This window comes from Nucisporomicrobium flavum, assembly GCF_016464385.1.
GTDB lineage: Bacteria > Actinomycetota > Actinomycetes > Mycobacteriales > Micromonosporaceae > Actinoplanes > Actinoplanes flavus_A.
In genome coordinates, this window is sequence record NZ_JADMLH010000018.1 from 53,268 (window position 1) to 65,834 (window position 12,567).

Annotated in this window: 12 protein-coding genes and 1 pseudogene; 12 read left to right on the forward strand and 1 reads right to left on the reverse strand. The window is 72.1% G+C overall.

The genetic code is table 11. The features are described from left to right. Positions 1-30: 30 nt before the first annotated feature. A complete protein-coding gene (locus IT780_RS32490) occupies positions 31-1,314 on the reverse strand; it encodes a GAF domain-containing protein (protein WP_199515658.1) in 1,284 nt (427 codons plus the stop codon). Between the two features lie 62 nt (positions 1,315-1,376). Here IT780_RS32490 and IT780_RS32495 point away from each other — a divergent pair, with 62 nt between their 5' ends. The 12 genes and pseudogenes from IT780_RS32495 to efeB all read left to right on the forward strand — a co-directional run bounded on the left by IT780_RS32495 (position 1,377) and on the right by efeB (position 12,530). After that, positions 1,377-1,826, forward strand: a complete 450-nt coding sequence (locus IT780_RS32495; protein WP_199515659.1) for an endonuclease V — start codon at positions 1,377-1,379, stop codon at positions 1,824-1,826. A gap of 78 nt (positions 1,827-1,904) precedes the next feature. Beyond that, complete coding sequence (locus tag IT780_RS32500) at positions 1,905-3,284, forward strand: phosphomannomutase/phosphoglucomutase (RefSeq protein WP_199515660.1); 1,380 nt, start codon at positions 1,905-1,907, stop codon at positions 3,282-3,284. Positions 3,285-3,326: 42 nt separating this feature from the next. Next, positions 3,327-3,521, forward strand: a complete 195-nt coding sequence (locus IT780_RS32505; RefSeq protein WP_199515661.1) for a Trm112 family protein — start codon at positions 3,327-3,329, stop codon at positions 3,519-3,521. A gap of 202 nt (positions 3,522-3,723) precedes the next feature. Further along, the gene (locus tag IT780_RS32510) at positions 3,724-4,947 is read left to right on the forward strand and encodes an SIS domain-containing protein (protein WP_199515662.1); all 1,224 of its coding nucleotides are present in this window, start codon (positions 3,724-3,726) and stop codon (positions 4,945-4,947) included. Beyond that, complete coding sequence (locus IT780_RS32515) at positions 4,944-5,903, forward strand: cation diffusion facilitator family transporter (RefSeq protein ID WP_199515663.1); 960 nt, start codon at positions 4,944-4,946, stop codon at positions 5,901-5,903. Before IT780_RS32510 ends, IT780_RS32515 begins: the two co-directional genes overlap by 4 nt. Positions 5,904-6,014: 111 nt before the next feature. Continuing rightward, a complete protein-coding gene (manA, locus tag IT780_RS32520; RefSeq protein ID WP_199515664.1) occupies positions 6,015-7,178 on the forward strand; it encodes a mannose-6-phosphate isomerase, class I in 1,164 nt (387 codons plus the stop codon). Between the two features lie 427 nt (positions 7,179-7,605). Then, positions 7,606-7,768 (forward strand): annotated as a pseudogene (locus tag IT780_RS32525) (adenosylhomocysteinase); the annotation flags it as partial. A 222-nt stretch (positions 7,769-7,990) separates the two neighbouring features. Continuing rightward, positions 7,991-8,833 carry a helix-turn-helix domain-containing protein gene (locus tag IT780_RS32530; RefSeq protein ID WP_307831504.1) on the forward strand — a complete coding sequence of 281 codons (843 nt, stop codon included), beginning with the start codon at positions 7,991-7,993 and terminating at the stop codon, positions 8,831-8,833. Between the two features lie 40 nt (positions 8,834-8,873). Then, a complete protein-coding gene (locus tag IT780_RS32535) occupies positions 8,874-9,074 on the forward strand; it encodes a DUF397 domain-containing protein (protein WP_199515665.1) in 201 nt (66 codons plus the stop codon). Positions 9,075-9,231: 157 nt separating this feature from the next. Next, positions 9,232-10,119 (forward strand): iron uptake transporter permease EfeU, encoded by an 888-nt coding sequence (efeU, locus tag IT780_RS32540; protein WP_199515666.1) that lies wholly within the window; start codon positions 9,232-9,234, stop codon positions 10,117-10,119. Between the two features lie 12 nt (positions 10,120-10,131). Further along, complete coding sequence (gene efeO / locus IT780_RS32545; protein ID WP_199515667.1) at positions 10,132-11,274, forward strand: iron uptake system protein EfeO; 1,143 nt, start codon at positions 10,132-10,134, stop codon at positions 11,272-11,274. An 8-nt stretch (positions 11,275-11,282) separates the two neighbouring features. Then, a complete protein-coding gene (gene efeB / locus IT780_RS32550) occupies positions 11,283-12,530 on the forward strand; it encodes an iron uptake transporter deferrochelatase/peroxidase subunit (protein WP_199515668.1) in 1,248 nt (415 codons plus the stop codon). The last annotated feature ends 37 nt before the right edge of the window (positions 12,531-12,567 follow it).

A 12,567-nucleotide genomic window follows, 5' to 3' on the forward strand; every position in this document is an offset into this window, starting at 1 on the left:
GACCTCCGTATCAAGGTGATGCGGCGCACATTAATGTCGGCGACGTTGCACAGACGTTGCAAGTCCGTACTCGGCGGCGAGGTGGGCTATCCGCCTGGTCGCCAGCATCCGGGCCGGCGAGCCGATCGGCAGGGCGGCCGCGTAGGCCTCCCACATCTCCAGGTCGTCCGCGCCCCAGGGCGCGGTGACCCAGGTCTGGATCAGGCGCGTGTCGGCGCCGGTCAGGATCGCCGTCCGCAGCCGGCCGTCGATCAGCCGCCGCAGGCGGACGATCCCGGGCGCGTCCGAGGACGGCAGCAGCGGCCCGGCGTAGGCGGCGAGCGCCTCGCCGGCCCGGCCGTGGTCCAGCAGGCGGTTCACCGCCAGGAAGTCGGCCGCGATCTCGCCGCGCAGCCGGTAGGGACGCGAGTCCAGCAACTCGGGACCCAGGGTGCGGCGCAGCCGCGAGAGCTCCGCGCGGACGGTCACCGGATTGAGGTCGTCGGCGTAGAGATCAAAACCTAACTGATCTCCCGTACGGCCCTCGGGGTGGACCAGAAGCAGGCAGAGGAGCTCGGAATGGCGGCGGCCGAGCCTGACCCGTTTCCCGCCGACCGCCAGCACGGCGTCTTCGCGCCCTAATACGGACACCGTGGCGGTGTCCGGGGCCGGCTGCGGCCCCTGACTGCCGAGATACGCCTCGGCCGCGAGCGCGGTGGCCCGGACCAGCGCGAGGCTGTGCGGGTTGGCGAGGTGATCACCGCCGGTCACGTCGATCGCGCCGAGCAGCCGGCCGGTCGCCGGGTCGTGGATCGGCGCCGCCGCGCACGTATAGCGCTGCACGCCGCGGGTGAAGTGCTCGGTGGCGAAGATCTGCAGCGGGTGGTCGACGGCGAGCGCCGTACCGGGGGCGTTGGTGCCGGCGTGGGCCTCGTCCCAGCGGGCGCCGGGCACGAAGTTCATCGACTCCGCGCCGCGCAGCATCGAGGTGTGCCCCTCGACCCACAGCAGCCGGCCGTGGGCGTCGCACACCGCCATGATGTGCGCGCCGTCGTCGGCCAGCCCGCCGAGCAGGTCCCGGAAGATCGGCAGCACCCGGGACAGCGGATGCCCGGCCCGGTACGCCTCCAGGTCGCCGTCGCTGAGGTCGATGGGCGCGGTGCTGTCCGGGCTGACCAGGGCCCCCACGGAGCGCCGCCACGAGTCGGCCACCACGGACCGCACCTGGTCGACGGGTCGTTCCCCGGTCACGAACAGCTCGTGGGCGCGGCCGACCTGGCTGATCCGCTCGGCGGGATCGGTGCCGAGGTCGAGCGCGAGCCAGGGGTTGGACATACGCGCACCTCCAGCCCCCATCGTGACCCGCATCACCTCGGACGACAACATAGGCTCTCCCCGTGAACGCCCCAGCAGCCTGGCCGCGGACGGAGGCGGAGGCGCTCGCCGCGCAGGACGCCCTCCGATCGCGGCTGCTGCCCGGCCCCGGTCCCGAGCACCCGAGGGCGGTCGCCGGGCTGGACGTCGCGTACCACGAGGATGGCGAGCGGCTGGCCGCGGCGGTGGTCGTGCTTGACGCGGGGGACCACCGGGTGCTCGACACCGCCGTCGTACGTGGCACGGCCGCGTTCCCGTACGTGCCGGGGCTGTTCGCCTTCCGTGAGATCCCCGCGCTGCGTACCCGTACGGGTGTGAAGCCGGTCTTCGTGTCTGTCGGTCACCGGAGCGACCTCGACGCCGCGTGCGCGTTGACCCTGGGGCTGGCCTCCCGCTTCCGGTTGCCGGAAACCACCCGGCTCGCTGACCGCGCCTGCCGGGACGCGCTTGCCGTAACAGCACCGAGACGGTGACGCCGCTCGGTTGCGACCTTGCGGGCAGCCGCGCTCCGTTAGTCTCGGCGGGACGGAAATCCGGCCGAGGAGTACGCGTTGACTGATCTGTCCCAGCTCGTGAAGGCCTACGACGTCCGCGGCGTCGTGCCCGACCAGCTCGACGAGACCGTGGCCCGCGCCCTGGGCACCGCCTTCGTGGAGATGCTGCGCGAGGCCGGCGACGGCGCGGAGAAGATCGTCATCGGGCACGACATGCGCGAGACCGGCCCGGCGCTGGCGGCCGCCTTCGCCAAGGGCGCCAACTCCGCGGGCGCGGCGGTCGTGCACATCGGGCTCGCCTCCACCGACCAGCTGTACTACGCCTCCGGGTCGCTCGCCCTGCCCGGCGCCATGTTCACCGCCAGCCACAACCCGGCGCAGTACAACGGCATCAAGCTGTGCCGGGCCGGCGCCCGGCCGGTCGGCCAGGACAGCGGGCTCGCGATCGTCCGGATGCGCGCCGAGGAGCTGCTCGACGACCTCGACGCGGTCGGCGCGATGCCGCCGCGGGTCGAGCACATCGGCCTGCTCCAGGGGTACGCCGAGCACCTGCGCTCACTCGTCGACCTGAGCGGCATCCGCCCGCTGAAGGTGGTCGTGGACGCCGGGAACGGCATGGGCGGCCACACCGTGCCGGCCGTGCTGGGCGATCAGCTGCTCGAGCCGCTGCCGCTGGAGATCGTGCCGATGTACTTCGAGCTCGACGGCTCCTTCCCCAACCACGAGGCCAACCCGCTGGACCCGGCCAACCTGGTCGACCTGCAGGCGGCGGTCCGCGAGCACGGCGCCGACATCGGTCTCGCCTTCGACGGCGACGCCGACCGCTGCTTCGTCGTGGACGAGAACGGCGACCCGGTCTCACCCTCGGCGATCACCGCGCTGGTCGCGAAGCGGGAGCTCGCGAAGTACCCGGGCGCCACGGTCATCCACAACCTCATCACGTCGGCCGCCGTGCCCGAGATCATCGAGGAGAGCGGCGGCCGGCCGGTGCGCAGCCGGGTCGGCCACTCGTTCATCAAGGCGGAGATGGCCCGGACCAACGCCATCTTCGGCGGCGAGCACTCGGCGCACTACTACTTCCGCGACTTCTGGTTCGCCGACACCGGCATGCTCGCCGCGATGCACGTCCTGGCCGCGCTGGGCGGGCAGGACGAGCCGCTGTCCCACTTCGCCGCCGAGTTCGAGCGCTACAGCGCCTCCGGCGAGATCAACTCCACCGTGCCGGACGCCGCGGCGAAGATCGCCCAGGTGCGCGCGGCGTACCCGGACGCCACCTTCGACGACCTGGACGGCATGACGGTCCACCTCGGCGACGGCTCCTGGTTCAACCTGCGGGCCTCCAACACCGAGCCGCTGCTGCGCCTCAACGTGGAGGCGCCCAAGCCGGACCGGATGGCGGCCCTGCGCGACGAGGTCCTCGCCATCGTGCGGGGCTAGGATCGCCTCGTCCGGCAGTCCCGTACCGCAAGGAGCGTTCCCGTGGCCCTCGACCCGCAGTTGCTGGACATCCTCGCGTGCCCGGACGTCCACCACGCGCCGCTCGACTACGACGCGGACGGCCAGACGCTGACCTGCACCGAGTGCGGCCGGATCTTCGAGGTCCGCGACGACATCCCGGTGCTGCTCCTCGACGAGGCCCGGCCCGGACCGGGCGCCGCCGCCGACCCGGCCTGAGCACCCGGGGGCGGGCGCGGCGCTGCGGTCCGCCGTGCGCGGTGCGCCGGGGCGTACACGGTTAGGATCACCTGGTCCGAACGAATTCGCGTACGTGAAGGAGCCGCTCGGTGGCGCTCGACCCGCAGTCCCCGGAGTTACCGGCCCGACCGGATCCGCGGCAGGCGCCGCTCGGTTCCGTCGCCGCCGGGGAGGTGGCGTGATGGCGAGTCCCGACGACGGTACGGCCGGCCTGACCGGGCGCCGCGTCGCCGACGAGTCCCTGCTCGAGGACGAGAAGGCGATGCTCGCCAACGACCCGGGCGGCATGTTGCGGGCCACGGCGTCCGCGGGCGCCCAGGTGCGCGAGTCCGCCGCGCTGGCGGCCGAGGCCAACCTCAGCCTGCTGGCCGACGAGGGCCGTCCCCGCGCGGTCGTCGTGGCGGGCATCGGCACCGCCGGCCTGACCGGCAACATCCTGGCCACGGTGGCCGGCCCGCGCTGCCCCGTTCCGGTGATCGGGCACCGCAGCGCCGGCGTGCCGGGCTGGGTGGGCGCGGCCGACGTGGTCATCGCCGTCTCCGCGAGCGGCCGCAGCCCGGAGGCGCTGGCCGCCGCGGATGCCGCCGCGCGCCGGGGTGCCCGGCTGGTGGCCATCGGCAACCCGGATTCCGAGCTGCAGGCGATGGCTGAGCGGGCTCGCGCGCCGTTCATCCCGGTGCCGCGGCGAGCGCCCGCCCGGGCCAGCCTGTGGGGTCTCGCCGTGCCGGTCCTGCTGGCCGCGCGCAGCCTCGGGCTGGTGAAGGTCAACGAGGCCGATCTCGCCGAGACCGCCGCCCGCCTCGACGCCGACGCCGAGCGGTGCCGGCCGGGCGCGGAGTCCTTCGTCAACCCGGCGAAGTCGCTGGCGCTGGACCTCGCGGGGTCCGTACCCATCGTCTGGGGTTCGTCGCCGCTGGCCACGGTCGCCGCCCGGCGCTTCGCCGACACGCTCGCCGCGAACGCGCGCTACCCGGTGATGGCCGGGGCCCTCGGTGAGGCGGGCCGCGGCCGGGTCGGGCTGCTCGACGGCCCGTTCGGCGGGCTGGCCGAATCCTCGCGGGACATCTTCGCCGACCCGGACGAGGAGGAGCAGGCCACCACCCGGCTGCGCCTGGTCGTGCTGCGCGACGGTGGCCTGAACCCGGAGGAGGAGGCGGACGAGCCGGTCGCCGTCGAGGAGCGCCGGGCGGACGCCGTGCAGACCCTCGCCGAGCGCCGCGGCGTGCGCTGCGACGTGCTCACCGCCGAGGGTGGTTCCGCGCTGGAGCGGCTCGCGTCGCTCACCGCCGTACCGGACTTCGCATCGATCTACCTTGCCCTCGCGCACGGCCTCGACCCGATGGCCGTACCCGCGATCAACGAGATGAAGGAACTGTCGAACCCCATGCCCGAGGCACTGCAGTGAGCGCCGGCGGAGGAACCAAGGCGATCATCGCGGCCCTGGCCGCGAACCTCGGCATCGCCGCGACGAAGTTCGTGGCCTGGATCCTGACCGGCTCGTCGTCCATGCTCGCCGAGAGCATCCACTCGGTCGCCGACTCCGGCAACCAGGCCCTGCTCCTGCTCGGCGGCAAGCGGGCCGCCCGCAAGGCCACCCCGCAACACCCCTTCGGGTACGGGCGTGAGCGCTACATCTACGCGTTCATCGTGGCGATCGTGCTGTTCAGCGTCGGTGGCCTGTTCGCGCTGTACGAGGCCTGGCACAAGATCCAGCACCCCGAGGCGATCACCGAGTGGCAGTGGGTGCCGGTGGTCGTGCTGGTGATCGCGATCGGCCTCGAAGGCTTCTCGTTCCGTACCGCGATCCAGGAGTCGAACCACACCCGCGGCAACACCTCGTGGGTCAACTTCGTGCGCCGCGCGAAGGCGCCGGAGCTGCCGGTGGTGCTGCTCGAGGACGCCGGCGCGCTCCTCGGCCTGGTCTTCGCGCTCTTCGGCGTGGTGCTCACCCTGATCACCGGCAACGGCGTCTGGGACGGCATCGGTACGGCGGCGATCGGCCTCCTGCTGGTCGCGATCGCGGCGATCCTGGCGCTGGAGACCAAGAGCCTGCTGCTGGGCGAGGGCGCCAACCCGGAGGAGGTGGCCAAGATCGAACAGGCCATCGCCGGCACCCGGGGCGTCGAGTGCATCATCCACATGAAGACGCTGCACCTCGGCCCCGAGGAGCTGCTCGTGGCGGCGAAGATCGCGGTCCCGCCGACCGAGCGCGCGGAGGACGTGGCCCGGCACATCAACGAGACCGAGGCCCGCATCCGCGAGGCCGTACCGATCGCCCGGGTCATCTACCTCGAGCCGGACATCTACAGCGCGGCGAAGGCGGCGTCGACCGCTTCGGCGGACGCGGTCGTCACGCCCTGATCGAGGGACGGCTGACCGGCCGGGTGTCCTTCGCGGGCCCCGGCCGGTTACTTTCCACGCGGGCGCGGCTCGCACCCGCACTGATCCTGGACACCGAATGGGGGCGGCCCGGTGGCTGCTGTTCTTCCGCTCACCGGCGTGATCCGGCCGTACGCCTGGGGTTCGCGCAGCTCCCTCGCCGAGCTGCAGGGCCGGCCGGCGCCCACCGAGGGCCCCGAGGCGGAGTGGTGGCTCGGCGCCCATCCCGGCGACCCGTCGACGGTCACCGGCGCCGACGGCCCGGTCAGCCTCGCCGAGCTGATCGCCGCGAACCCGGAAGCGCAGCTCGGCGCCGAGGTCGCCCGCGAGTTCGGCGCCCGCCTGCCGTACCTGGTGAAGGTCCTCGCGGCGGAGGCCCCGCTGTCCCTGCAGGCACACCCCGACGCCGAGTACGCCCGCCAGGCGTTCGCCGCGCAGGAGGCCGACCCGGACGCCCCGCGCCTCTACACGGACGCGTACCACAAGCCGGAGATGCTGGTCGCGCTCACGCCGTTCGAGGCGCTGTGCGGGTTCCGTGACCCGTCCGCCTCGGCCGCCGCGCTCGAGGATCTGAAGATCGAACGGCTGGGCCCGGTGGTGGACGCGCTGCGCACCGGGGTGGAGGGCATCGGCACGGCCGTACGCACCCTGCTGAGCTGGCCCACGGCCGACCGCGCGCCGCTCATCGGGGAGGCGGTCGAGGCCGGCACGGCCCCGCTGGTGAACGCGCTCGCGGCCCACTACCCGGCCGACCCGGGCGTGCTGGCGGCGCTGCTGCTCAACCACGTGCACCTCCAGCCCGGCGAGGCCATCTGGATGCCGGCGGGCAACCTCCACGCGTACCTGACCGGCACCGGCGTCGAAATCATGGCGGCGAGCGACAACGTGCTGCGCGGCGGCCTCACCCCGAAACACGTCGACGTGGACGAACTGCTCCGGGTGCTGCGCTTCGAGGTCCTGTCCGACCCGGTCCTGCCCGCGACGGAGCTCGCACCGGGCGTCGTGACCTGGCAGGTTCCGGTACGCGAGTTCGCCCTGTACCGCCTCGACCTCACCCCGGCAGCCCCGCCGCTGCGCCTGCCGGGGGAGGGCCCCCGCATCGTCCTCGGCGTGCGAGGCGACGTGTACGTGGCCGAAGCGGTGGACGGCACGCCGGTGGAGGTGGCCGCGGGGAAGGCGGCGTACATCCCGGCGGAGACGGGGCCGGCGACGGCGGCGGGGGTCGGGCAGGTGTTCGTGGCGGCGGTCGCTTCCTGAAGCCACCTCCGGCCACCACCTCCGCCATCGGCCACCACCTCCGCCATCGGCCACCGCCACCGCGGCCGGCCTCCGGGCACCGCGGTCGGCCACCGGCCGCCGACGGCGCGAACGGCTGCCCAGCCCGCCTCGGGCTCACGGCCCACTTAAGGATAAAAACGGAAATGTGCGGATTTGCTTGACATGACTGTGTGCGGAGTGTGAAGCTATCAACACGCAGCGTCAAGGTGATCGGGGGGTCCCACGACGCGCGCGGTACCAAACCGGGGGGATGAACGGGGCGGCGGGTCTTTGACCCGTCGCCCCGTTCGCTGTCCGGGTACCGGAATCCCCCGACTTTCAGGAGCCTGATGACCACGAAGCGCCCCGCGTCCGTGGCCGAGGGCGACTGCAAGGTCGCCGATCTCTCGCTCGCCGCGTTCGGCCGTACCCGGTCGGCGTGTACGTGCTGCCGAAGTACCTGGACGAGAAGGTCGCGCGGCTGCACCTGGGTGCGCTCGGGGTGAAGCTCACCGAGCTGACCAAGCAGCAGGCGTCGTACCTGGGGATGGCGGTCAGGCCCGTACAAGCCCGATCACTACCGATACTGAGCGCATCCCTGACATGGAAAAGCGAACCGGTGGTTGCCGCCGCCGGTCCGCTTTCCTGTTTCGCGCTCCGCCCCCGCAGGCGACGCGCCGGTGCTCGACCTCCCGCCCGGCGGCCGGCACCAAGTTTCGTACCTCTCATCCCATTAGCACACGGTCACGGCCGATCTGCAAGTGCATAAAGTGTCGTGCAACTTGCACAGAGTCACCGGTACGGTGGCACGCGTGGCGCCGACATCGATGGCCGCACGCCGCGAGCTCGGCGACGAGCTCCGCCGCCTGCGCGGAAACCGCCGTGGCGCCGAGGTGGCCGGCGAGCTGGGCTGGTCCGAGTCGAAGCTGAGCCGCATCGAGACCGCCCGTACCGGGATCAGCGAGGCCGACCTCGAACGGTTGCTCAGCGTCCTCGGCGTGCCGGCGCGCGACCGGCCGCGACTGCGGGGCATGGCCGGGCGTGGGCGGCCGCGGGTCTGGTGGGCGCCGTACCGGTCGTCGGTCCCGGACCGCTACGACGAGTACGTGGCCCTGGAGGCGGAGGCCACCGCGATCTGCGAGTGGGAGGCCCAGGTGATCCCCGGCCTGCTCCAGACCGACGAGTACGCCCACGCGGTCATCGAGGTCGGCGCGGACGTCCAGGACGCCGACACGGCGCAACGGCGTACCGCCCTGCGGATGGCCCGGCAGAGCCTCCTCGCCCGGGTGCCGTCGCCGCGCCTCTGCGTGGTCCTCGACGAGTCGGCCCTGCGGCGCGAGGTGGGCGGCCGCGGCGTCCTGCGCCGCCAGCTCCAGCATCTGTACGCCGCCGCCGACCGTCCCGGTGTCGAGCTGCGGATCCTGCCCTTCGCCGCCGGGGCGCACGCCGCGCTGGGGGAGACGTTCGTCGTTCTCGAGTTCGACAAGCGCCCGCCCGTCGTGCACAGCGAGGACCTGGTGGGCGGCCGGCTGCGGACCAGGCCGGAGGACGTGCAGGTGTACCGGGACGCCTTCGCCGATTTGCGGTCCCGGGCGCTTCCGGTGCCGGCCAGCCGGGAGCTCATCGCTCGAACAGGCGAAGACCTGCGTGTTTAGACAGTCGTTGAGCGGATGGTTTGACCATTCGCGAAGGGGCATGACATTGCAGCAGAACGCGTTGACCTGGCGGAAGAGCACCCGTAGCGCCGCGGCCGGGCACTGTGTGGAGGTCGCGTCGACGGCCTCCGCCGTCTTCGTCAGGGACTCGAAGGACGTGCGGGGGCCCGTCCTGGAGTTCGGCGCCGAGGGATGGGCCGAGTTCGTCACCGGCGTACGGGCCGGCGAGTTCGACCGCTGACCGCACCGCGCGGGCGGCCTCCCAGGTCGCCCGCGCCACCGGTCGCGCCGAACCGTCGTGTGAGCAGGGATATAGCCGTCCCGCTTGACTCCATGACCTCTCTCGTGGCTAAGGTATGCCGAGCCTTACTTAGGGATGCCTTAGCAAACGGAGTGCCATGCTCGCCACCTACCTCATCGGCCTGCGTGAGGGGTTGGAAGCCACCCTGGTGGTGAGCATCCTCATCGCGTTCCTGGTCAAGGCCGGTCGCAAGGACCGCCTCGTCCAGGTCTGGTCCGGTGTCGGCCTCGCCGTGGCGCTGTCCGTGTTCTTCGGATGGCTGCTCAGCTACACCAGCACGACGCTGCTGCAGAAGTACGAGCACCGCGAGCTCTTCGAGGCGATCACCTCGATCCTCGCCGTCGCCTTCGTCACCTGGATGATCTTCTGGATGCGCCAGGCCGCCCGCTCCATCGCCGGTGAGCTGCGCAGCAAGCTGCAGGACGCGCTGGCCGTCGGCTCGATCGCCGTCGCCGTCATGGCCTTCCTCGCCGTGGTCCGCGAGGGCCTCGAGACCTCGCTGATCTTCTACTCCGCCGTGCAGGGCGCGTCGTCCAACACCGGGCCGCTGCTCTCGCTGCTCGCCGGCATCGCCTCGGCCGTCGTCATCGGCTGGCTGATGTTCGCGACGGCCGTACGGATCAACCTGTCGGTCTTCTTCACCTGGACCGGCGCGCTGCTCATCCTGGTCGCGGCCGGGATCCTCAAGTACGGCGTGCACGACTTCCAGGAAGCCAACGTGCTGCCCGGGCTCAACACCCTGGCGTACGACATCAGCGGCGTGCTCAACCCCGACGCCTGGTACACGGCGCTGCTCAGCGGCATGTTCAACCTCACGCCGACCGCGTCGGTGCTGGAGACCATCGCCTGGGTCGCGTACGGGGCTCCCGTCCTCGCGATCTTCCTGTGGCCGGCCCGCGCCGCCAAGCCCGTTTCGAAGACCCCCGCTCCGGCGTCCGCGCCTGTTTCCGAGACCCCCGCCCCGGCGCCCGCGCCTCAGCAGTAGGAGAACCGTTCCATGCGTACGACCCCCTTGCTCGCGCTGGCCGCTGCCGGTCTTCTCGGCGGAAGCCTGGCCGCCTGCAGCAACGACGGCGGCGACAGCACCACCGCCGCCGCGGCCGGCGGGCCGATCACGGTCAAGGCCTCCGACACCGCCTGCGAGATCGGCAAGAGCACGGCCGACGCCGGGACCAGCGTCTTCACCATCACCAACGGCGGCAACAAGGTCACCGAGTTCTACGTGTACGCCCCCGGCGACCGCGTCATGGGCGAGGTCGAGAACATCGCGCCCGGGCTCTCCCGGGAACTGCACGTGGAGCTGCCGGCCGGGACGTACGAGACCGCCTGCAAGCCCGGGATGATCGGCAAGGGCATCCGCGCCGCGTTCACCGTCTCCGGCTCGTCCGCGCCGCTCACCGACGACGCCAAGCTGGCGCAGGCCACCGACAGCTACTCGCGGTACGTGCGGAGCCAGACCGCCGCGCTGCTGCCCAAGACCGAGGAGTTCGTCGCCGCGGTCAAGGCCAAGGACGTCAAGAAGGCCCGCGCGCTGTTCCCCGTCACCCGTACGTACTGGGAGCGCATCGAGCCCGTCGCCGAGATCTTCGGCGACCTCGACCCGAAGATCGACGGCCGCGAGGAGGTCATCGAGGAGGGCATGGAGTTCACCGGCTTCCACCGCCTCGAGAAGGACCTGTGGGCCGCGAAGCCGGACGTCTCCAAGGACGGGCCGATCGCCGACAAGCTGCTCGCCGACGTGAAGGAGATCGTCGCCAAGGCCAACGCCGAGAAGCTGTCCCCGCTGCAGCTCGCCAACGGCGCGAAGGGCCTGCTCGACGAGGTCGCCACCGGCAAGATCACCGGCGAGGAGGACCGCTACTCGCACACCGACCTGTGGGACTTCAACGCCAACGTCGAGGGTTCCAAGGCCGCGATCGCCGCCCTCCGCCCGGTCCTCGAGGAGCGTGACCCCGCGCTGGTCAAGACCCTCGACGCCGAGTTCGCCAACGTCGACGCCGCGCTGGGCAAGTACCGCGCCGGCGACGGCTGGAAGCTGCACAACCAGCTGAGCCAGGCCGACCTGAAGAGCCTCTCGGACGCGATCAACGCGCTCGCCGAGCCGATCTCCAAGGTCGCCGCGGTCGTCTCGAAGAAGTAGGGGTCCCGATGACTGACAGCACGGTCTCCCGCCGGCGGGCCATCGCGCTCGCCGGCGTCGGCGTGGCCGGGATAGCCGGCGCCGCGGCGGTCGGCGGCGCCCTGGTCAAGGGCGGCGCGGACGAACAGGCCGCGGCGGTCGACGGTTCCTTCCCGTTCACCGGCGAGCACCAGGCCGGCATCGTGACCCCGGCGCAGGACCGGCTGCACTTCGTCGCGTTCGACGTCATCACCAAGGACCGCGACCGCCTCATCACGCTGCTCAAGGACTGGACGGCGGCCGCCGCCCGGATGACGGCCGGCCGCGACGCCGGCGAGATCGGTGCGGTCGGCGGCATCCCGGAGGCACCGCCGGACGACACCGGCGAGGCGCTGGGCCTGCCGCCGTCGGGGCTCACCGTGACGGTCGGCTTCGGCCCCTCGCTGTTCCGCGACGCCGACGGCCGCGACCGCTTCGGCATCGCCGGGAAACGCCCCGCGGCCCTCGACGACCTCCCGCACTTCCCGGGCGACGTCCTCGACGCCTCCATCTCCGGCGGCGATCTGTGCGTCCAGGCCTGCGCCAACGACCCGCAGGTGGCGGTGCACGCCATCCGCAACCTCGCGCGCATCGGCATGGGCGTGGTCAGCGTGCGGTGGTCGCAGCTGGGCTTCGGGCGTACGTCGTCCACGTCGCAGGCCCAGGCGACGCCACGCAACCTCTTCGGCTTCAAGGACGGCACGGCCAACCTGAAGCTCGAGGAGACCGACCTGCTCAAGCAGCACCTCTGGGTGCAGCCCGGCGACGGCCCGGACTGGATGACCGGCGGCTCCTACCTGGTCACCCGCAAGATCCGCATGATCGTCGAGACCTGGGACCGGTCGTCGCTCGCCGAGCAGGAGAGCATCGTCGGCCGGCACAAGGGCACGGGCGCCCCGCTCGGCATGGCCCGCGAGTTCGACGAGCCGGACGTCAAGGCGCTGCCGCCGACCTCGCACGTCCGCCTCGCCCACCCGGACCTCAACGGGGGCGCCCGGCTGCTGCGGCGTGGCTACAACTTCGTCGACGGCTCCGACGGGCTAGGGCGGCTGAACGCGGGACTGTTCTTCATGGCGTACCAGAGGGATCCGCGGAAGCAGTTCGTACCGGTGCAGCTGAACCTCTCCCGGCACGACGAGATGAACGAGTACCTGAAGTACGTCTCGATCGGGTTGTTCGCCTGCCCGCCCGGGGTGAGCGGTCCCGACGACTTCTGGGGCCGGGCCCTCTTCTCCTAGCTGGTGGTCCCTGGCTTTTCGGGCGCTGCCGGGCCAT